We start from the raw sequence: 22,976 nt of genomic DNA, 5'->3' as shown, positions 1-22,976 counted from the left end.
GGTATCTGTGCGGCAACCTGGTGAGATTTTATTACGGGTGATTCAACGGACATGATATAAGTAGGTGTAATATCGTGTCCGGTTGCATCGGTTGCGTTTGGAGAGCTGGGGGAGCAAAGGGGATGGGGGAGCTGGGGGAGAAAAAACGCTTTTTCGCACAATCAACTATACACAACTGATCTCTCGCGGACATGATATAAGTCTCCACTATAGAAGATGGGGAAGATGGGGAAGGTGATGAAGGTAGGGAAGAAATTGTTTCTACTTCCTCATCTCCATCATCTCCCTCATCCCTCATCCGAGTGCAACCCGCTGTAGCGATGGGCAGTTCACAGCCAATTTCCTACTAACACGTAAGATGCCCAAAAATAGGGTCGTTTTTCATTGGCAAAAACAGCTAATTGAGCGCGTTGAAGTGCTTCGGCTTTATTCACTCCAGTCTTTAACTCTCGGTAGAAGCGACTCATCAGTTTGGTAGTGGATTCATCGTCCACTGACCATAAAGTTGCTAGGGTACTGCGCGCGCCTGCTCGTACAGCAATACCAGCTAATCCTAATGCAGCTCGTTTGTCTCCCTGAGCAGTTTTGCAGGCACTGAGGACGAGTAATTCAATCGTGTTAGAAAGATTTTGGTTACTAACTCGCAGTAAGTTATCAAAATCTCTGGCTTTCAGGAGTTGATTCCAAGTTAGAATAAAAGTTGCTTCGGGATTAGAACTGAATTCGCCGTGAGTTGCGATGTGAACGACAGAAAAGTTAGTCGATTTGAGTTGGTTTTGTAGGTTGGTTATTGTAAACGTTTGATTCAACAGTTCTTCACTGTTAGACACTTCAGACTGAATTCTCTCTAGTTCAATCCTGACGTTTCCCAGGGGGGGAAACTTGCGGTCTTCGATTTCGCGTCCCTCAGCTACTCCACCCGTTAGGGCGCGCAATTGTTGTTTTTGCAGCGGTTTCGTTTGTATTAATTGTAGACCTGGAGCTAAAGCGATCGCATACTTTTCTACCAAATATTTCTGCTGTTGTTTGTCGTAGAGTACTGCCATCGGAATATTCCGCAATGACCCATCCAGAACAAACACTAAATTTTTGATTTTGCTATTAGCCAACTCTGATTCTATCGGGAGAATTAACAATTCATATACCAGGTGAGATTGCCGCTTAACCTGAGAAGTTTGAGTCACATCTAACAGGGATTGTCGCAGTTGTTCTAAGGTTGTTTCTATTTCGTTTTGCGATTTATAACTTACGTAATGGCGGAGTTTTTCTTGAGTGGGTAATTTGAGGATGACTTCTAGGCGATCGCCTAAAATAATCGGATAGATAACCGCTGCTGTTTTGTCTTCTTTATCGACAATTCGGTCGATGAGTTCTGGGTTAGCATCCAAACAACTTGCCCGGAAAAAATTCTCTAATTCTGCTAATTGCAAAGATTCAATTAAATTGCGAGCTTGAACCAGATTTTCTTGACTTGGTTCGGATTGCAATAGCAAATCAACCAGCTGTCTATATACGGGTTCGACTTCATCGCGAAAGTTAAATTGCACATCAGGATTGACAGCAGATAAATCTCTGCGGATAGATTTGAGGTTGTTTACCGCTTCGGTGTAAGCTGCGATCGCTCCTTTTATATTCCCCTCCTGTTTCAGCAACCTTCCCATTTGCCATTGCCAACGATAAGCAATATCTTTGGCATCAATTGTTTGGGCGATAAATAAAGCTTGCTGGGTAACTTCTTGAGCATTTGAACGCTGTTGAGCGACTTCGTATAATTCCCCCAGAATACCGAGTGCATAACTGGTTGCTTGTTGATCTTGGAGACTTTTCGCCTGTTGAATTGCTGCCACCAAAACTTGAGCAATTTCCGACTCTGCTGGAGCGTTTGTATAATTTTGTTGTTTGAGGCGAATTAGACTTTGAGCTAAATTAATTCTGGCATAAACTGTTGCTCGACTGGGAGGCAGATTATTCAGGTTAGCTTCTATATTGGGAATGGGTAATTGGTAATTGGTAATTGGGGATGGGGAATTCTCACCTGCTCCCCTGCTACCCTGGATTTCAACTAAGAGACTTAACTGATTTAATTGAGCTTGGATGCGTTCGCTCGCTGAAACTGCTTCCTCACTTGCTTGTTGATACAATGTTAAAGCAGTTGGAATATCTGCTCTGGCGCGGGCGGTATTGCCCAAACTGAGTAGGGCGGCGCTAATATCTTGGGGAGATGGCGATCGCTTCGCCACTGCCAAACTTTGCTCTAAGATTTCCTGGGATTGTTTTAAATCGCCAATTACTCGCAAAACATTCCCCAAACTCCGCAATCCTTTCGCTTTCAGCGGCGAGTCTGGTTGTTTTTGCAGACTTTGATTCGCTTCAGTTAAAGTGTTCTGCGCTTGATGATAAAGTCCCAAAGCTTGTAAAGCTTGCGCTTGGTTAATGCGGTTACGGATTACTCCAGTTTCATCCCCCAATCTTGCATAAATATTAGATGCTTGTCGCCAGGTATTGAGAGCATTTTCCCCTTGTCCCCGCAGCAAATATAGACGCCCTCGAACATCTAAAGCTTGGGCGAGAATTTGAGTTTGTGCGTTGCTTGTATTTCCGCCAGTTTGTAATAGATTGAGACTTTGGGCAATCGCATTTTCTGCCAAATCCCACTGTCCGAGTTGCTGATAAACTAACGAGAGATTGCTTTGGGCGATCGCGCCCTTCAATTCATTCCCATTCGCTTTAAAATCGGCGATTGCTTGTTGCAAAACTGTCGCTGCTTCCGCATATCGTTGAGCTGAGTACAAACTTCTGCCCAAATCAACTAATTTTTCGGCATCGGATACACTTTCACCGATGGAATCCGCAACAATAGGGGCGAAACTCGGCAATGAAGCGCCGCCCAATAATATAGCCAAAAACAGCATCAGAGGGGGCGCGATTCTCCTGGGGAGACGCTGCGCGATCGCATTTTCCCGTCGCAACAGAATCGGTAAAAATCCAGACCGTTTCTTAACCATATTACCGAGTCATACGTTGTAGCGCAGACGCTGAAGGATACCTACCAACTGCGATTAATAATTGGCGCTCTATAAGACGGTCATCGCTGTTAAACTCTAGAATACGCGCCGTTACTTCTCCAATATCTGTCCGGGGTTGAATTACAGCTTCATTGAGTTGAAAATGATCGCCCCAAAAGTCTCTGCGGGGGTTGAAAAACCGGACAAGTTCTCCAGTCCGCCAAAGAATTGAGCCTAGATCGGTTCCTTTCTGGAGATTGCAGAAAACACAAGCATAAGCAAGATTATCTGCTGTTGTCGATCCACCATGTTTTACACTAATAATATGGTCAACTTGATAACCCGATCTGTCTGCCTCTGAAATTAGGCAGTATTCACAGAGATAATCCGAGCGGAGGGCAACTAAACGTCGAATTTCTGCATTAATGTAAGGACGAGACATGACAACAATTACCCCTCCTTGATGTACGAATGAGCGCGGGCTTTAATTAGTGTAATCAGGTGTTCTAGTACCAAAAATTGGTCTAATTCTTTTTGCTCATCCTTTGTCAGACCTTCTGTTTTATATCGATAAATCAGGTCTTCTATATACTCTTTACCTTCATCGGATAGTTGAAAATCGATAATGCTTTGGGGAGTGGTTCCAGCGGCAAAAAATTCAACGATTTCTGCGTAGGCTTTGGGGATATTGGTAGCTACAGTCACGCTCGGATACCTCGTGAAGTACAGCATATATAATTGTATAGCGGCAGAATTAATTCTGCCGCTATACAATTGATACCAAATCCGCTTCGATTCGCCTCGTCGCCTCGTTACCAGGCTCCGGCCTGGTAACGCAGATCGTGTTGCATTTCCTCCCAACCCGCCAGGGAATAAATTCCCTGGCTAATAGCTTAAGTCGGTTAAAACCGACTATTAAACTTCTGCAACAACTCTTGTGGGGTGGGCATCCTGCCTGCCATAGAGGGTAGTTTTTGGAGAGGTGTATTGGGAATCGATGGTTTTCAGTCCGTTTTAACGGACTTTGGCTACTCGCTGTGGGAATTTATTCCCTGGCGGGTTATGGGCGAAGCGAGTTATGGGTTAAGGGCATTCAATTGGCCTTTGCCAAGAATTATGGGACGTGGCGGTAGGCGGATATGCGGTGAGAATCACCTCGCCGTTGGGGCCTTTAACCCATCCTTGCGCCTCTACAATGCGCGAGCCAACGATAAAATTATCCTCCTCTGCCCCCCTGCTCCTCTGCTCCTCTGCCCCCCTGCCCTTCTCCTGGGGAAGAGTAACCCAATTAACATCAATCGCGTCACCGCTGAGGACTGCAATTGGACTCGAAGGCAAACCGCCGCTACCCGTAACTACAAAGCGACTGGCGCGATTAGAAGGCGAACAGCGACGGTCAACTAGACTGGAAGCATCGACGAAATTCTCTGGCAATTGGATTAATCCGGAACTGGGGTCAACATCGGGAGTGTTGATGATTATCGTGCCTGCTTTAGTTTCCCCAGTCGCGGTAATGTCGCTCTCATTCGTCTTTGCATCGCGGGGTTGCGTGCCAAAAATGGCTTGAGCGTTGATGGTGACATTACCCCCTTGGAATTCTTTAGAATTAGCGCTGATATCGCTATTTTCTAAAGCAACGAGAATATCGGTGTTGAGGGTGATGTTGCCGCCGGGGATATTGCTTCCCTCTGCGTTGGTGGTGATGCTGCTGTTTCGGCGCATGATCAGAAAGGGCGAAGTCACTGTGATATCGCCTCCACCTCCTTTGGTATCAGCGCTAATACTTCCAGAGTTGTCCAGTTGGATAGAGCGAGCATTTATTACCAATGTACCCGCCTCTCCCGCCTGTCCTGAACCTGTACTGCTCACAGTGACTTGCGCTCCATTTCGGACGCTTAAATTCCTGGTAGTAATGTTTAAGTTGCCAGCGTCTCCAGAAGATTGAGCTTCAGTGAACAACTCGCTGGGAACAGTGGTAGAACCAATGATTCTTGAACCAATAACCTGTACAGATTCAGTAGCGTTTACATTCAAAATACCGCCTGGACCTGTGCCAAAAGAGCCAGCCCTAACTTGTCCTCCGTTCCGAATAATCAACTGCCTGACATTTAAGGTTGCATTTCCTCCTATATTGTTTGGACCACCAAGATTATCCGCTGATATTCTGGCACCATCTTCGACCGTTAACTGTCCAGTGCTAATGTTTAATTCCCCTGCCTGACGGTTAGCCCCTGATTCAGCCGACACAAAAATACCACTTCTACCTTCTTCAGACTCCGGTTTCGGTCCGGTTCCACTCAGAAGGACAGAATCAGAGGCGTTGATGGTCAAAGTTCCCCCTTGTCCGCCACTTCGGGCAACCGTTAATATCTGTGCCCCACCCAGAACAACCAGCCGTCGAGTTGTAATTTCTAAATCCCCGGCATCACCCGTAGGTACGGGAAAGCCAGGAGCTTCTGGCTCACCCTGATTAGATGCGGACAGACCACTAGCTTCGTTATCTTGCGTCCTGCCCACCAGTTCTACTGACTCCAAGGCGCTTACACTCAAATCTCCGGCGCGACCAGAGCCAAAAGTATCGCTTGATACTTGTGCCCCATCTTGGACAATCAGCCTTCTTGTTTTGATCGTTAGGGTTCCGCCATTGCCCGTGGCTCCCTCTCTAACGCGGGCAAACAGACCACTTGGCTCATTACGAGTTGGTGAGTTGCCTACCAGTTCTACTAACTCTGAGGCACTTACTCTCAAGTCCACACCTCTACCTGTGCCAGACGTGCCAGTGGATACTTGTGCCCCGCCCTGAACCCTCAGCCTTCCGGTTTCGATTGTTAGCGTTCTTCCTTCGCCTGTGGCGTCCCCTCGGACTTGATAGAACAGACCTGTGGGAAACAAATCTGTTGGGGCACCTACGAGTTCTACTGACTCGGAAGCACCCACCTTTAAATTTCCTGCTTGAGGCACTTGAGTAACGGAATTAACCTGACTCCCCTCAGTAAGTCTGATCTGCCTTCCCTGAATCTGGATATCAGCGCCCCTAAAATTGTTACTACCGATAAAAGCAGCTTGGGATAGGCTAATGTCCTGAAAGTTTTGGATGCCCTCGTAGCCGAGTACCCAACCTTGGTTTGTTGGAATTAGACTAACTGAATTGTTGCTGGCAACACTTCCCACCTCAATTCGTCCCCCAGGTGTTGTCAGGAAACCACCCTCCAGCGACACTTCACCTCCCACAAGCGCCAAGGTTTTCCCGGATTGAATCTGAAGACCAACTGGATTCTGGTTGGTATCGACTAGAGCAGCTCGATTAACTATTCTCCCAGGCGTTGCTCCAAATCCCAGACCCACAGGTACGCTAACGGTGAGTAGCGGTGTAGCCTGAGTTGTTGTGGCACTCAACTCCGTACCATCAGAAAATTTCAGGCTATTAGCGGTGCTTGCCACAAAAGAACCGCGAATGTCTAGGGAAGCATTAGGGCCAAAAATAATTCCATTGGGGTTGATTAGAAGCAGATTCGCTGCACCGTTAGCGCGGATTAACCCATCAATGTTAGAAACCGACTTACCCGTAACACGGCTGATGATATTCTCAATCGTCACAGCGTTGTTGAAATAGGCAGTACCACCTGTGAGAATGGAAAATTGCTCAAAGCTATGAAACAGATTGTTGCCAACGGTGGTACCACCTGTGATTTCGCAGTTAGTGCAATTGGGCGAGACGATAGAATTATTGGGCAATGTGGCATCTGGAACAATCTGCGCCGCTGTTGGTTGAGAGGCTAGCAAATAAATTAGAAAACCTCCATTAAACAACCAAAATTTGAGGGAAGATTGCTGCATAATTTCAGGGTGTCGGCTAAAAAGGTAACTGGACAGATTGTTTCACCGTCAGGACTTACGCAAAGCAACCCGGTTTCTAGGAAAAATCGTTGGTTTGTCAACGAGAAATCGACGAAGAAACCGGGTTTTTGGTCTCGTCGTGCGTAAGTCCTGACCGTTTAAGCTGTTCAGCTCTGCTTTATTTTACGCTTCAGCAATGACCCTGCACCCAAAACTGCCAAAAGCCCTAGAGTGAAGCTAGGTTCTGGGAGAGAAGCAACAGGGACACCCTGCTCAAATTTTTCCCGCAAAACAATCTGGTTAAGACTACCTCCGATTCCGATACCTTCTGTCAAACCTAAAAGGTTGTTATCCAAGATATATGATAAGGATTTAATGGCTGCATCTTTATCAAAATCAACAGGCAATTTTAGGTCGGCTGGGCGGAATGCATTTTGTATGCTGAAGTTTGGGTTTAAGAAATCTAGTCCATATACCAAAGTATTCTGATTGCTTCCTGCTGGAGCAACGATACTATATTGAATAAATTCCCTACCAGCGAAAATTGCTGGCGAATTGTTTCGATTAATATCTGCCTTCAAATTTCCCACACCAGGTAAGACTTCCCTAGCATTAAAAACGCCGCTAATATAATTTCCTTCACTATCAACGCGAATCTTACGATCAACATCCCTAAGACTTCCTGACCCAAGAGTATAGTTTTGGATAGCTCCAGTAAAAAGACATGTGGTGGGTGATTCTGTTACCGCATCAAAAGTACATTGACCATCTTCTCCTGTAGCGATCAAACTAAATTTAGCTATAACACTCTCTTGATCTGTTCCTGTGTTGAAGTACGTATTACCACTTGTTACCCGCTGCGCTGCTGCCGGTTCCATAAAAGCTGACATTCCAAGCACCGTAGCTGAGGTCACGGCTATCATTAATTTCGCCTTCATTGAGTAACTCATTGAATTTCCTCCTAAATTTCACTGTTTGAGCCGAACCCGTCACAGCCAGCGCTAACAGGGTGTGCTGATGCCTTTATAAACTACTCTGATTCAGTTTCCGTAGTTTTACGCATTATTAGTCACAAAATTTTACATATATTCCCGAATACAAAGGGGAAACAGAATAAATACTTAGCGATCGCATCTTCATCTTCTCCACTAGCAAGAGAGATCGCACGCTGCAAACTTCTGTAACCCACAGCGATCGCACGCAGATTACCGTTACAGCGGATTGCAAGCGAGTGAGGTACAGCCTTCAGGCTTTGTTTGTCAAGCGCGCAGCAAAAATGGCAGCGCGCTTGACAAACAAAGGTGTACCTCATACGAGTGCAATCCGCTGTAAAGAAACCCGGTTTTTTAGCAAAACCGGGTTTCTGGGTAGGTGCGTATAACGCTAATTTTGCTCGATCAAAGCAGCGATCGCGCGTAAAATTTCCTCTTCTCTGAACGGTTTGTTAAAGTAACCCAAAGCTCCCAATTCACAAGCTAAGCAGCGATGTTTTTCCGCCGTGCGAGAAGTCAACATAACAATGGGCAACTTGGCTAATACCCCATCCTGACGACAATAACTTAAAAACTCAAATCCATTCATCGAAGGCATTTCAATATCGCAAATAACCAAGCGAATTTCGGGATGGTGTTGCAATTGCTGTATCGCTTCGCGACCGTTCTGTGCTTGTAGCACTTTGTAGCCAGCTTTTTGCAGGGTCAGCGCTAAAGTTTGCCGCACGCTAATTGAATCATCGACGACCAAAACAACTTTAGCGGCAGGAAGTTGCTTTAATTGCAAATTTGAGCTTTCAGATTGCAAATTTAAAGCATAATTTTTACTTTCAATTTGAAATCTAAAATCTGAAATATGCAATTTCCCACCGAGTTGATTCAGCCAACTATTTACCAAAGCTGTACTATCAATTACCAGAGTGAGGCGAGCATCGGCTAAAGTGCTGCCACCATAAACATAACTGGGGGGTGCGATCGCTTTCCCCAAAGGTCGAATAACTAACTCTTGTTCGCCCAAAATTTGGTCAATTTCTAACCCTACCAATTCCGCTCCTTCCCATAACCCGGTCTGAGAACGTTGGCGCAGCAATAACATCGGATTTTTCTGCTGTCCGTTTTTAGCGCTCGATAGTTCTTTGCTGCTGATTCCTAACAAATCGGTCATAGTATACGCGGGAACGATGCTTTGAATACCGCCTTGTTTCAAGTGCAAAACTCTTTGACCGTTATTGTGTTTAATTTGGTCAGATTTGGGAATTAAAATTTGCTCGATCGCATCGGATAGCAAAGCATAAACAGCACCACCCGCCTCGCAAATCATCAACTTAGCCATCGTCAGACTAAGCGGAAACTGCAATAAAAATGTAGTTCCTTTTTGAGGTTGAGATCGAACGATAACCGCTCCGGAAAGTGCTTGCATCTGGGTGCGGACAACATCTAGCCCAACACCTCGCCCGGAAAGATCGCTTAATTTAGAAACGGTAGAAAATCCCGGCTGGAATAATAAATCTAATATTTCGTCTTCAGATAAATTGCTCGCTTGTTCCGCAGACATCCAATGGAGTTCAACCGCACGCTGACGGACGCGATCGCAATCTATTCCCCCACCATCATCCCTGACTTCAATAATCGTTTGATTCCCCTGATGATAGGCGCGAATTTCAATTTTACCTGTTGATTCTTTCCCCCGCTCAGCGCGAATTTCAGCAGGTTCAATACCGTGATCGAAAGCGTTGCGGACTAAGTGCAATAGGGGGTCATACAACTTTTCTGTCAGGGATCGATCGACTAAAACATCTGTCCCCAAGAGCGTCAACTGGACTGGTTTTTTATGAGCAATTGAGAGTTGTTGCAACAGTCGAGAAAAACGGGAAAAAATGTCTCCCAAGGGAGACATTCTGGCCTCCTGCATATCGTCTTGCACGGTATTTAACAGGCGGCGCTGTTTTTCTAAAATTTGCGCTGATTGCGTTGTTAATAAATCGATCGAGTCGCTAGCTTCTTCCAGTTGCACCATTTCTTCCAAGAGTGACTGCAACAGCAGGTGAAGTTCGCTGTAGCGGTCTAACTCTAAAGAATCAAAGTTACTGGTAATGGGTGATGGGTAATGGGTAATGGGTAATTGGTAATTGGGGAAATTTTCTTTGGTATTATTTGTTTGGATACTGAGTAGGCGATCCGACCAATCGCGCAGTTGATTGGTGGTTTGCTGGTGTCGCCTGTGACGCCATCGTAGTTGCGCGAGCGCTGCTTGCAATTGTTCGTTAATATTAGCTTGTCGGTTGTGGTTGATTAACAGTTCTCCCCCCATGTGACTGAGGCGTTCTAGCAACTCTAAATCAACCCGCACAATCGAGCGGGGAATTTTAACCTTTGGTGGGGAATTGGGAACTGGAGATGGGTGTAATTTTAAACTTGAGATAGGGTTAGATGGCGCTGTGTTAAGTGATGGCAGATTGGAGTTATAATCTTTATTTTCATTTGGCAATTCCGGAGCAGATTCTGTTTTTGAATCAGCATCTTCAGCCTTCTCTATAAAGTTGCCAAAAACCTCAGTTAAACTGGGTGGCAAAGCAGATTTTGATAAATCTAAATCTTCTGTATTTTCTGGAGCTATGCCTGCCTTTGATTCATCCCCGCAGTTAGATAATTCCCCATGCTTAATTTCCCTGACGTTGCTATCAATTAAAATTTCTTCAATTTCTAGTTCTGTTGATTCATCGTTTGGCGCTAAAGTTGACTCGGGAAAATCTTCTGTTTCTATCTCAATTACGATCTCCGATTCATCTAAATAACCATATTTTTCCGAATCAAACGTTTCATATTCTCCATCGCTTTCGGTGAAATTATCTTCAATTTCCCAGGGGTCATCCTCAATTATAACGGGGTCATTAGCCTGAGATGTATTAGCAAATAAATTAGTCTCAATTCGCTCGGTATCTTCTAGACTTTTAAATTCAACTAAATCGAAAAAGGAAGTTTTAAAGGGATTTAAGTATTCGGAATTGTCTGCAGTTTGAAATTCTTCTATTGTTTCGGCTAATTGTTGTAATTCTAAAGAAGGTTCTCCACCAAAGGTGCGATCGCCTGATACCACCGCATCCCACCCTGCCTGAAAGTCCTTGAGCGCGACTTCTAGCACCCGATGCGCGTCGAGGGGATGAGCGTCTAAGGCGGCGAGGGTGCGCGATGCGATCGCGCCAAACCCCGGTAAATTTAAAGACTCTGCCAACCCGACAAATATTTCCGCTTGCTCGCGCAACGCCGATGCTACTTGTGTCGGATCGGAATTATTTAATAAAACCGCTGCTAAACTTTCCAGGCGTTGCTTTACACCCACCTCAAAAATCGATTGGGTAATATCAAACCCCAATTCAACAGAAGTCGGGATAGGAGTTTCCCGATCGAAATAGTCTCCCAATTTCTCTTGCAACTGAGCGAAAACAGAAACTGCCCGTTCCGTTACTTCATCATTATTAACATAACCCCCCGTCATTTCTGCCATTAAAGGTAAGCGCAGACATTCATAACCTTGCAGCAGCAGCGCTTCTAACTCTGCATCAATAACTACATCCGGATTATACAGAGCTTTAAATACATCTTCCAAGTGGTGAGCAATTGTTTTAATTGTCTCTAACCCCACATTGGCAGCAGCACCTTTAAGCGTATGAGTTGTCCGCATCAGGTTATGTACTTTAACAATAGTGCGCTCTTCTGCCAGACTAAACAAATCTTGTTCAAGTGCTTGCAATAATTCGGGTGCTTCTTGAACGAAGTACTGGTAAGCTTGTTGGCGAATGTCGGTATCGTAGCTCATTGGATTTTAGATTTCAGATTTGAGATTTCAGATTGAGGGAATTGGAGGAATAGCATATTTTAGATTTCAGCTTTGAGATTTCAGATTGAGGGAATTGGAGGAATAGCATATTTTAGATTTCAGCTTTGAGATTTCAGATTGAGGGAATTGGAGGAATAGCAGCTTTGAGATTTCAGCTTTGAGATTTCAGATTGAGTAAATTGGAGGAATAGCAGATTTTATATTTCAGATGGCAGATTGAAGATTTATTTAAATCTGCCATCTGAAATCTGCAATTTCATTGTTGTCTTTTAGCTGTATTAAGACTAACGACAAATATAGATACCAATTCTTCAGCTTCGTTCATAAGTGACCTCAAGAGGTCAGGCTTTACAATTTCAGTCTCGGCGAGTATTTCTAACCAGTAGAGCGATTCGTCAGCTGCTTCTAAGACAATACCGAGTTTGGCTATAAAGTCAGATCGCGAACGCCCCCGACAAGCTGCCCGATAATTTGCACCTACTCAAGTTCCCGATCTAAAAAGTTGGTTTCCAATCAGCTTACCTTCTCTAGTTTCTGGAAGTGTTCTGCATAGATTAATCACCCGTTTAGCCAAATTTTTAGTTCGGCTTTTCATCTGTTCTTGATCCACAATCACTCCTAGATAATTGCAAATTTTGGATCGCAGATACCAGAGCTAATCTGAAATCTGAAATCGGCAATCTCAAATCTGAAATCTAATCTGAAATCGGCAATCTCAAATCTGAAATTAATTAACTTTAAACCTCCCCACGCTAGCCTGCAATTCTTCTGCCATTGTGAGTAACTCTTTGAAAGAGTTGGAAATTTGCAGGGAATGATCGGAAGTTTGGCTGGCGATCGCAGCCACTTTGGTCATGGTTTCTGTCACGGACTTCGATTGCTCGGTTTCCAGTTGAGTGGCTTGGGTAATTCCCTCGACTAACTGTTGAATTTGTGCCGTTGCTGTCACAATTTCATTCAAACTTTGCCGAGTTTCATTCACCAAATTAGTCCCAAGAACTACTTGTTGAATGCCCGTTTCCATTTCGGTGACAACTTCACCCGTTTCGGCTTGAATTCCCTGCACGAGTTGTTCAATTTCTGTCGTTGCTGCTGCCGATTGACGCGCCAAACTCCGCACTTCATCGGCAACGACTGCAAACCCTTTACCGTATTCTCCCGCTCTGGTAGCTTCAATCGCAGCATTGAGCGCCAGCAAGTTGGTTTGAGTCGCTAAGTTGCCAATCAAATTAACAGCTTTGGAGATTTTTTGAGATGATTCGCTCAAGCGTTTAATCTTCTTCCCAGTCTTGGCAACTGTTTCTCGAATTGCGATAATTTCATCTACGGTGCGGTTCATTGCCATATCGCCTTGGCGCACAATTTGGTTGGCTTGTTGGACGGCAACTTCTACCAATGTGGCGTTTTTAGCAACGGCTTGAATTGAACTTGCCATTGATTCAACTTGGTTCAAAGCGGAAGTGAGTTCGCGGAACTGATTTTGTGCTTGTGCGGATAGTTCTTCAATTGAAATGCTGCTAACGCCAGAAGTTTGAGCGACTTTTGCAGTAGCGTCCTGCACTTGTACGAGGATTTTGCGTAAGCTTTGAATCGTGTTATTGTAAGCGTCTGCAATCGTTCCGACTTCATCGGTTGAAATTGGCAGGCGCACGGTTAAATCGCCTTTTAAAGTTGGTTGAATGTTTTGCAGCAATTGAATCGCACGCTGTTGCAGTTGTTCTTTGGCTTCTTTTTCTCGTTTCGCGGCAATTGCCAATTGTTCTGATTGTTGTTGCAATTGTTCCAGATAGTTAGCTTGGCGCAATACGAGTCCTAGTTGAATGCCAATTTGAGCCAACCAACCCATCTCGGTATCTTCCCATTGCCTAGTTTTGGAGTGTTGATACGCAGCTAGCAGTCCCCAAAGCTGTTCCCCTTTAAAAATCGGTACGATCGCATAAGCTCGGATCTGGAATTGCTCTAAAATGTCCAGGTGGCAGGGAGACAGACCGGCTTCGAGAACGTCGTGAGCTTTGTAGATGTCAGCAATCGCTAATTTTTGATTGTTGCGATACCGACCCCCTTGAGTTTCTTGCAAGTGCGTATCTTCCCAAATTGTTTTGATCCCAGATCCCACCCATTGCGTCCAACCAATCCCCACTGACTCTGCTACAAATACACCACTCCAATCAGGTTGGAATTGGTACACTGCTACTCGTTCTACATTGAGCAACTGTCGCATTTCTTGGGTCGCTGCTCTGAAGATTGTATTGACATTCTGCGACTGACGAATTTTTTCGATCACTTTGGTTAAGGCTTTTTCCTTTTCTGCGACAAGTGCCAGTTTTTCCGATTTCGCCCGCAATTGTTTAAAGGTTCTGTCTTGCAGCAAAGCCATCCCTAATTGAATCCCAACTTGAGTCAGCAAATTCAGTTCTGATTCTTGCCAATGACGCGGCCCAGAATTTTGATAAGTTGCCAGCAAGCCCCAAAGTTTTTCTCCCATAAAAATTGGGACGATCATGTAGGCTTTGACTTCCAATTGCTCCAAAGCTTCGATGTAGCAATCGGAAAAACCAGCTTGATAAATATCATCCACGAGGAAAGTTTGGCGCTGCTGGAAACCGCCTCCTCTCGTTTTCTGCATATAAGTATCTGGAAGCCTCGGTGCAACCACATCTCCCAGACGCAACATGCCGCATTCCACAATACCCGATACTAAGTCTCCGCCTTTCGATTGTTGCGACAAAATCGGCGTCCAACCAGTAGCAACGGACTCGACCACAAAGCTACCACTCCAGTCAGGATTGAAGCGATAAATAACAGCTCGATCTGCTTTCAATAAGCGTCGGACTTGTTGCGTGGCGGATTGGAAAATGGTTTTAACGTCTGACGACTTCTGAATTTGCTCGGCGATCCATTGTCCCATCTTGCCGAGGCCCTGAATATAATTTTTCTCCCGTTCCGCGACAGTCGCTAATTCCTCAGACTTCTGGTGCAGTTGTTCCAGGTAGTCAGCTTGTGCTAAGGCCATGCCAAATTGAGCTGCAATCCGCTTGACAAACTCAATTTCATAACTTTGCCATTCATGGCTATCTCTACACTGGTGAATGCACAGCATTCCCCACAATTCTTCCCCTTTCATCAACGGCACAATTAAGTTGGATCGGATTTGAAATTGGGCGAGTTGTTGCACGTGGCAATCTGATAATCCCGCATGGTAGATATCAGCAACTGCTTGAATTCTACCCTGGCGATATTGGGTTGCGTAATCTCGACCGAAATAGCTGTCGTAAAACTTATTCCCCAAGGTGGCAACAAACCCCGGTTGCACGTCTTCGGCGATAAATTCTCCTTCGTTAAAGTTAGATTCCGCCAAGAAGCGAAACACGACGACTCGGTCTACTTTAAGTAACTGCCGCACTTCGCGACAGGTTGACTTAAATAAGGTATCCAAATTCTGACATTGCCGGATACGGCTGAGTAGGTTATTGAGGCTTCGCTCTTGTTCTGGTTGCAGTTGTAACTGCCATCGAAACTCGGATTGTTGCAGGTGAATTGTCAGTTCGGTGGCAATGGTGTAAAGCAAGTGGATTTCGCTTTCCAACCAGTTACGAGTTGCATTGCATTGCTGCGCTACTAGCAATCCCCAAACTTGTTCGCCTACTAGCAGCGGTACGCTGACACTTGCCTTTGCTTGTACCTTATCCCATGACTGGATTTGCTCCGATGTCAGTTGGATTTCAGAGATGTCATTAATAGTAACTAACCGCCGATGCCGATAATCTGCCGCAGAGTCGGCTCCAAAACAGCTAGTAGCCACTTCCCCCAATAATGGAGTGCATCCCATCTCGATTGCTTCTGCCATCACAGCACCGCTCTTTTCCCCTTGAAAGCGATAAACGAGTACGCGATCGCTAGCCAAGTGTTGGCGCAGTTCGCTAACGGCGGTTTTGAGCTTGCTGTCCCAGTTCGGAGATTGGCGAATACTCGATGCGATCGCTAGTAATTTCTCCTGTTCCGCCTTGAATTTTGCCTGAATCGAAGTCTCCCAAACCGGGTGAAATTTTTGCTCTACGGCTGTTACTAATTGTTCTAAACGCAGAAGTTTATGAGCAATTTCTGAACTTTCCCAGACTCCAGATTGCTCCAGGTCATTTTTTAGACTGCTTAATCCAGTAGCAATCGCTCGAATCGGAGAGTTGCCGTTGGTCGAATTTGTCTCAACTTTCTGACCGTTTTTCGTTACATCAGTGGGGGAATAGGGTGTTGTAGTCATTGCTAATTGCTAATTGCTAATTGGTAATTGGGTTCGTAGTAGGCGCTTAAGCGCCTACAAACCTATTAATTTGCCACAGGGGAGCATTGGCGATCGCTGAGCCATTTAGTAACATCAAAACTTCTTGATTTGATCCGATTATGTAACCCTGTAAATACGGCATCAATTCGGGAGCAAATAATCCGATAGCAGGCAGGTTGATCTGGTCTAGGTGATGGCGATCGATGTCGTTAATTTGTCTTACGACTAATCCCAGAATTTTGTCTTGAATTTGGATAGCGATCGCCATCACATTTTCTGAACTAACAAGCGGCAGAAATCCTACCAGTTGACCTAGATCGACCAACCAGAGCATTTCGCCGCGCCAGTTGTAAATTCCTAACACGCAACCAGGCATTTGAGGCACGGGCAAAATTTCATTCACCGACACCTGCATCACCTGTTTGATAATGTTCAAAGGAAGTAAGGCTATCGCTTCTGCGCCTAGCTGAAAGCGTAAAAACTTTTCTCCTTCTTCTAGGGAAGCATTGATTGCCTCAATCCTAGCAACCGACGTTGAATTGGAATTTTTTGCAGCATCAATCATGGTTTATTTGATTAATTTCATATTTTATATTGCAGATTTTAGATTCTATTTAAATCTGAAATCTTAAATCTGCAATATAAAATTCTACTGAATTAATTGTCGAATTGTACGCACCAAGTCTGTCTGATCCACGGGTTTGGCCAAGTAAGCATCAGCACCTAGCATATTCGCCCACATTTTGTCAACATCGGTGTTTTTTGTCGAGCAAATTACTACCGGAATTTTATTAGTTCCCGGATCGGTTTTAATTTCTCGGCACAGTTCAAACCCACTTTGATCGGGCAGAACGACATCAAGAATAATCAAACTTGGTTTTTGTAAATGCAGTTTTGCTTGAGCCTCTTCCCCGCTTTTGGCACTCACCACAGCTAAACCGGCTTGTTGCAGATAATGGGTGAGGATTTCCCTCTCGGTTAAACTGTCTTCAACTAATAATACGGTACTCATGTAAACCTCTGAATGAATTGCCAATTAAATGAACGATAGCCGAGTTGAAATTTGAAATTTAAAATCGATTCAGGTTGAAGTTTGAAAGCTTAAATTTGCCAGGGCTGCATCTGGGGGTAAAGATTCCAAATTCAAGTGCTTTTGCAGGGCTGCCAAAACTTTTTGTTCTGAGATTGGTTTAGCCAAAAAGTCGGTGGCGCCGACCATCTTGGCGCGAACTCGGTCAACAATGCCATCATTGCCCGTAAGAATAATAACAGGGGTATCTTTGAAGATGGAAATTCTCCGAATTTGGGCGCAAATTTCGTAGCCGTTGGCAACTGGCATGACCAAATCCAGGAAAATTAAATCGGGCTTATGTTCGAGCAGCAAAGGCAAGGCTTGCATGGAATCTTCAATGCTGGCAAATCCATAGCTAGCCCCTGTCAAGATCTCCTGCATCAGTTGGCGTTCCTGTAAGCTATCTTCTACATGAGCCACTAGGGGTCTAACTATTTTGGGTTTGGTGATGGGTAATTGGGAATGGCAGGCTGCGACGGGAGAAGAAAAGGCTTCTGCTGCTACTGCTTGATGCTCCTCTAGGTTGGATGCATAAACTTCGGGGGTAGAGTGGTTTGCCTTTGGGGATGTTGTGGCGTTTGTAGTTGGTGGGCGAAAGTCGGGAATGTTGGTCAGTACTATCACTTTTTTGCGGATATAGGGGATGAGACTTCGCACCAGTACCAGTTCATCTTGCTTGACCTTAACCGCCACATCCCGCAGACTTCGCTTTCCATCTATCAGCTTCACCAGGGTTTGGTAAACCTGGGGTGAAGCCAGCTGTTGCAGTTGCTCTGGTTGCTTAATCACCGCCCCCATGTTGGGAGATACACTCGCCAAGCCAGCATTGCGCCAGGTTTTCCAAGCTTGCTGCGCTTCAGAGAGCGCTTGTATCGGGTGGATCGGGATGAGTGAGGTATCCAGAACCGTTTGCTCGTCGGAAAAATTGCAGATGAAAGTCAGCGGTGCTTTCTCTTCCTGCTGGAGGATATCGAACAAAACTTCGGCGATCGTGCTTTTGATTACACCTACGGCTTGTTCGTGTTGGATCTTTTGTTGCTTCACCAAGATGGTTAAGGCTTGATACTTCCAGGAGTGAGAATCATCGACCAGGCGGGGACGGATACTCTTGGGAGGTATTTGGGGACAGTACTGACTCAGAAGTCTGTACCAGCGCCTAATGCCATGGGCGCCTCCCCCTATCCAGACCAGGCGACCGAGGCAAAAGTAAAGGTTCCAAGTGACTGGTAATGCCTGTACTTCCAGCTTGCCTGTAAACTGCCTTTGGCTCAGCGTTTCTAACAGGTCGCTCAGTTTGTCTTTAGCTAAATCGTTGGTCATCCTGATTACCTAAGCGAATATAAGGACAAATGTTGACTTAATCTTGCTGGAACGCGATGTTTTTTCTGGCAACTAGGTTCAGTATTTCTATTGAGAATCACCTTGGTATCGAAAGATGCACGCACCAGCTAGCTTCCTCTCGTCCGTTGGACTAATAGGTTTCTCTGACTTTTTCAGCAGCTTAAAATAGCTACTTTTCCCATGAGAAAGCATCGCTCACTTCGCGTCCAGCTGGCGAGCAAGTTTCAACTCCTATAAGTTTCTTTTCTGTTGTATCGCGTTTGTTAACAATAAGACACTGATGAATTCAACATAATTTAAATATAAACTGAGAATTTAATCTACGTGTTTACCCTTAAACAAGCTATAAAATGTGACCTAGTACACATTTCCCTTGGGATACAGCTTGCTCTTGTTGATCCCTTGCCCCTACTATTGGGGACGCGGGAGAAGATGTTTGAGGGATGCCATCAAGCTGGTTGATTTTCCCTATTATTGATCTGACTGCTTGATGGGAATTTCAATTTGGAACTCAGTGCCTTGCTCTGGTAGGGCAATACACCTAAGCTGACCTCGGTGTTTTTCCACGACAATTTGGTAGCTAATAGAAAGTCCCAGACCCGTACCTCTACCGATGGGTTTGGTGGTGAAGAAGGGGTCAAAGATGCGCGAGCGCACTTCTTCGGGAATCCCAGGTCCGTTGTCAGAGATCCGAATTAACACTCTATCGGCGATTCCTTGTTCTCTATCGCGGATCGCACAGGTGCGAATCCGAATCCTCGGTAATTTGTCATGGGTCATTGGTAATGAGCGAGGGGAACTGCCGTTCCCAGCTGCGATGCTGAAGAAACCTTTTCCGTTATTTTCGCGGGTGCGGTCAATTGTAGCTGTTAGGGAAGAAATGTCTTCCTTCTCCCATCGATCCCCAACTGGTTTTGACCACCCCCGATCTTCCCCCCTACTGGGAGAGATGGCGGGGGACGATCCATGACCATCTTCGATCGCATCGATCCCATTACTGAGGATATTCAAAAACACCTGATTCAACTGCGCCGGATAGCACTCGACTGGTGGCAAATCTCCGTATTCTTTGATCACCTCAATATCGGGTAAATCTGTATTTCCTTTTAACCGATGTTGCAAAATTAACAATGTGCTGTCTATGCCCTCGTGCAGGTCAACTAATTTCATTTGCGCCTCGTCGAGTCGGGAGAAGGTGCGTAACAACAACACTAACTGCCGGATGCGGTCTGCCCCCATTTTCATTGAGGCTAGGGTTTTAGGCAAGTCTTTGCTAATAAATTCCACATCGATCGCTTCGACTTGTTCTTGAATTTGTGGGACGGGACTGGGATAGTATCTCTGGTATAGGTTCAGTAAGTTTAGCAAATCTTGGGTATATTCGCTGACATGGCTGACGTTGCCGTAGATAAAGTTAACGGGGTTATTAATTTCATGGGCAACTCCAGCCACCAACTGTCCCAAGCCAGCCATTTTTTCCCGCTGAATCAGTTGGTCTTGCGAGCGCTGCAATTCTTTGAATGCCTGGGTCAGTTCCTCTGCTTGCTGGCGCGTTTGTTCGAGTAATTCGGCTTGTTGAATGGCAATTCCCAGTTGCACGCCGACTTGGGCGAGCAAGTTAATTTCCTCATCTTGCCAGTAACGCGGCTGGGAGTTTTGATAAGCGACTAGCAATCCCCAAAGCTTTTCACCAGGCAAAATTGGTACAAATGTTTCGTTGCGGGGATAACGCCCTGCTTGAGTTTTTGGCAAGAAAATATCTTCGATCGAGGGTTGATTTTTTACCAAGGGTTTCCAACCATCAACGATAGAATCGGCGACAAACTCCCCACTCCAATCGGGGTAGAACCGATAAATCGCCACGCGCTCGACTTCCAGTAGCTGCCGCACTTCTTGGGTCGTCGCTCGGAAAATACTATCGAGATCGAGAGACTGGCGAATTTTTTCCACCGTTGTGGCGAGCGCCCTTTGCCTTTCGGCGGCTTTCTCCAGTTCTTCGGCTTGAGTTTTGACTTGTTGCAGGTATTCGGCTTGCTGCAAGGCGATGCCCAATTGAGTGCCGATCTGGGTAACTAAATATACCTCATCCCCTTGCCAGTGGCGGGGGCCGGTATTTTGGTAAGCGCCCAGCAAGCCCCACAGCTTGCGATCGTAATAGATCGCCACAATGATATAAGCCTTAGCGTGATAGCTTTCTAGAACTTCAATGTAGCAATCGGGAAACCCAGCGCTGTAGATGTCATCGCAGATGCGGAACAATTCACCCTTAGTGAAGCGCCCCCCCTCGGTGTCTTTTAAGTAGGTATCGCTAAGAAGCGAGTTATTACCTAAATATGTAAACGTACATTTACTGATATCTTCGACGATATCGGGTTTCTCTAGCTGCTTCTGGATCAAGGAATTCCACCCTTCGGCGACGGATTCTGCCACGAATTGACCGCTCCAATCAGGATTGATGCGATAGATGGCGACTCGATCGGTTTGCAAAAGATGCCGGACTTCTTGGACGGTATTGTGGAAAATAGTTTCCAGGTGGAGGGACTGGCGAATTTTATCGACTACTGTTGCCAATGCGCGCTGCCGTTCGGCTATTCTCGCCTGTTCTGCGGCTTTTGCCAGTTGTGCCGATTGGGCTTTGACTTGTTCGAGGTATTCCGCTTGCTCTAGCGCTACCCCCATGTGTTCGGCAATTTGACTGACGAATTCGATTTCGTAGGATTCCCAGCGACGGGGACCGCTGCATTGATGGATGCACAACAATCCCCAGAGGTCTTTTCCTTTGATTAGGGGAGCGACTATGTTGGCGCGGACTTGGAATCTTTCTAGAATCTTTATATAACAATCGCTAAATTCCCCGCGATAGATGTCAGCGATCGCGTTAATTCTACCCTGCTGATACAGACGGGCAAACTTGTCGCTAAAGCAGTGGTCGTAAACTTTGGCGGCTACAACTGAATTCCAGCTTTCTCCCACATCTTCATAGATAAATTCCCCTTCCCAGTCGAATTCCGGAGCGAAGCGAAACACGCCAACGCGGTCTGCTTTCAGCAGTTGGCGCACTTCGGTGGCGGTGGTTTTAAATATGGTTTCCAAATCCAAAGACTGGCGAATCCTGGCGATTACCCCGGCTAAAGCTTTTTGTTGCTCTGCCTGGGAACGAGCTTGGGTGAGGGATTCGGTGTGTTGTAGCGCCACGCCCAGGTGTTGGGCAATTTGACTCGTAAATTCTATTTCAGAGCGCTTCCAATCACGGGGACGGCTGCATTGATGAATGCACAGCAACCCCCAAAGATCTTTGCCGTTGAGCAGGGGTGCGATGACGCTGGCGCGGACTTGGAATTTTGCCAAAATCTGGATGTAACAATCGCTAAACTGGCCTTGATAGATGTCTGCGATCGCATTCACCCGCCCCTGGTGATACAACGCAGCAAATTTTTTACTAAAGCAATGGTCGTAGACTTTGGCGGCGAGGGCACTATTCCAGCCATCCGCCACGTCTTCGGAAATGAATTCTCCCTCCCAGTCGAATTCCGGATAAAACCGAAATACGCCAACCCGGTCTGCTTTGAGCAGTCGCCGCACTTCGGTAACGGTGGTTTTGAAGATGGTTTCTAAATCCATCGGTGCGCGAATTCGCGTAATTACTCGAGCCAATGCTTTCTGTTGCTTAGCTTTTCCCCTTGCTTGCACGAGTAATTCGGTGTATTGCAGCCTCACCCCCAAATGAGCTGCAATTTGTTTAACCAATTCCATCTCGGATTCTTTCCAGCGACGGGAATTACTGCACTGATGAACGCAGAGCAACCCCCACAGTTCTTTTCCTTTCAGCAGGGGTACAACTAAGTTAGCCTGGACTTGAAATTGTTTGAGCATCTCGATATAAGACTGGCTCAACTTGGCCCGATTGATGTCAGGGACGGCTTCAACGCGACCTTTTTGATAGTGGGTAAACCGTTCGCCAAAGCTGCTTTTGTCAAGTTTCACCGCTAAAATTGAATTCCAGTCTGATGCTTTGTCCTCGCAAACGCACCTCCCCTCCCAGTCCAACTTGGGATAAAAGCGAAACACCGCCACCCGGTCGGCTTTGAGCAGAGTTCGTACTTCGGTAGCGGCGGTTTGGAAGATGGTTGCTAAATCCAGTGACTGCCGAGTCCTCGCCAGTACTCCAGCTAGTGCGATTTGTTGCTCTGTCTGGTTTTGCGGCTGACTGGCGATAAAATCGGGCTTCGTTTCCATCTCTGGTGGGGTTGGTTGTATGGCGTTGCTGGTTGGAGTTGTTTCCATTTTGGCTTGACTGCACCAGTGCCGAGTAGGTTTTATAGCTGAAAATCTCTTGTGGATTGGGTCGCAAAGGCTGTTTGAATCAACGCCTCCTTGTTCAAGAATGCCCATGACTTGTGCAGATAGCAACAGTGCATCTACCCCATTCCCGAATTGGATCCACCAATTTTGTCTAAGTAGGGGCACGGCAAGCATCAAATCAGAGCTTGTAGATCGTTTTCTCCTGCCGTGCCCCTACCAAACCGATGGTGCTGGATCGGCTTCGCTGGTGGCGGCACGGCAAGCATCAAATCAGAGCTTGTAGATCGTTTTCTCCTGCCGTGCCCCTACC

At 45.9% G+C, this 22,976-nt stretch carries 12 protein-coding genes and 2 pseudogenes; all 14 read right to left on the bottom strand.

Annotation, left to right across the window (positions count from 1 at the left end; all coding sequences use genetic code 11):
• Positions 1–329: 329 nt before the first annotated feature.
• Complete coding sequence (locus MiSe_RS07265; RefSeq protein WP_226576748.1) at positions 330–3,005, bottom strand: CHAT domain-containing protein; 2,676 nt, start codon at positions 3,003–3,005, stop codon at positions 330–332.
• A 1-nt stretch (position 3,006) separates the two neighbouring features.
• Positions 3,007–3,447 (bottom strand): HNH endonuclease, encoded by a 441-nt coding sequence (locus tag MiSe_RS07260; protein ID WP_226576745.1) that lies wholly within the window; start codon positions 3,445–3,447, stop codon positions 3,007–3,009.
• Positions 3,448–3,455: 8 nt separating this feature from the next.
• Positions 3,456–3,710, bottom strand: a complete 255-nt coding sequence (locus MiSe_RS07255) for a hypothetical protein (RefSeq protein ID WP_226576742.1) — start codon at positions 3,708–3,710, stop codon at positions 3,456–3,458.
• Positions 3,711–4,088: 378 nt separating this feature from the next.
• Positions 4,089–6,842: a beta strand repeat-containing protein gene (locus MiSe_RS07250; protein ID WP_226576739.1), complete on the bottom strand. Its 2,754-nt coding sequence runs from the start codon at positions 6,840–6,842 to the stop codon at positions 4,089–4,091.
• Between the two features lie 167 nt (positions 6,843–7,009).
• Positions 7,010–7,792, bottom strand: a complete 783-nt coding sequence (locus MiSe_RS07245) for a PEP-CTERM sorting domain-containing protein (RefSeq protein WP_226576736.1) — start codon at positions 7,790–7,792, stop codon at positions 7,010–7,012.
• Positions 7,793–7,911: 119 nt separating this feature from the next.
• A complete protein-coding gene (locus tag MiSe_RS07240; RefSeq protein ID WP_226576734.1) occupies positions 7,912–8,154 on the bottom strand; it encodes a hypothetical protein in 243 nt (80 codons plus the stop codon).
• Positions 8,155–8,225: 71 nt separating this feature from the next.
• Positions 8,226–11,651 carry a hybrid sensor histidine kinase/response regulator gene (locus tag MiSe_RS07235; protein ID WP_226576731.1) on the bottom strand — a complete coding sequence of 1,142 codons (3,426 nt, stop codon included), beginning with the start codon at positions 11,649–11,651 and terminating at the stop codon, positions 8,226–8,228.
• A gap of 277 nt (positions 11,652–11,928) precedes the next feature.
• Positions 11,929–12,141 (bottom strand): annotated as a pseudogene (locus tag MiSe_RS07230) (four helix bundle protein); the annotation flags it as partial.
• A 258-nt stretch (positions 12,142–12,399) separates the two neighbouring features.
• Complete coding sequence (locus tag MiSe_RS07225; protein ID WP_226576728.1) at positions 12,400–15,930, bottom strand: GAF domain-containing protein; 3,531 nt, start codon at positions 15,928–15,930, stop codon at positions 12,400–12,402.
• 46 nt (positions 15,931–15,976) lie between these two features.
• Positions 15,977–16,516, bottom strand: a complete 540-nt coding sequence (locus tag MiSe_RS07220; protein ID WP_226576725.1) for a chemotaxis protein CheW — start codon at positions 16,514–16,516, stop codon at positions 15,977–15,979.
• 84 nt (positions 16,517–16,600) lie between these two features.
• A complete protein-coding gene (locus MiSe_RS07215) occupies positions 16,601–16,963 on the bottom strand; it encodes a response regulator transcription factor (protein ID WP_226576723.1) in 363 nt (120 codons plus the stop codon).
• A 69-nt stretch (positions 16,964–17,032) separates the two neighbouring features.
• The gene (locus MiSe_RS07210) at positions 17,033–18,343 is read right to left on the bottom strand and encodes a response regulator (protein ID WP_226576720.1); all 1,311 of its coding nucleotides are present in this window, start codon (positions 18,341–18,343) and stop codon (positions 17,033–17,035) included.
• Between the two features lie 492 nt (positions 18,344–18,835).
• Positions 18,836–22,087, bottom strand: coding sequence for a GAF domain-containing sensor histidine kinase (locus MiSe_RS07205; protein ID WP_444980469.1), 3,252 nt, complete (start codon positions 22,085–22,087; stop codon positions 18,836–18,838).
• Positions 22,085–22,600 (bottom strand): annotated as a pseudogene (locus MiSe_RS53700) (GAF domain-containing protein); the annotation flags it as partial. The gene MiSe_RS07205 and the pseudogene MiSe_RS53700, both read right to left, overlap by 3 nt.
• Positions 22,601–22,976: the final 376 nt, after the last annotated feature.

The sequence above is a fragment of the Microseira wollei NIES-4236 genome (genome assembly GCF_020521235.1).
Classification (GTDB): Bacteria; Cyanobacteriota; Cyanobacteriia; order Cyanobacteriales; family Aerosakkonemataceae; genus Microseira; species Microseira wollei.
The sequence above is the reverse complement of the archived record's forward strand: the minus strand, read 5'-3'. Positions and strand labels throughout refer to the sequence as shown.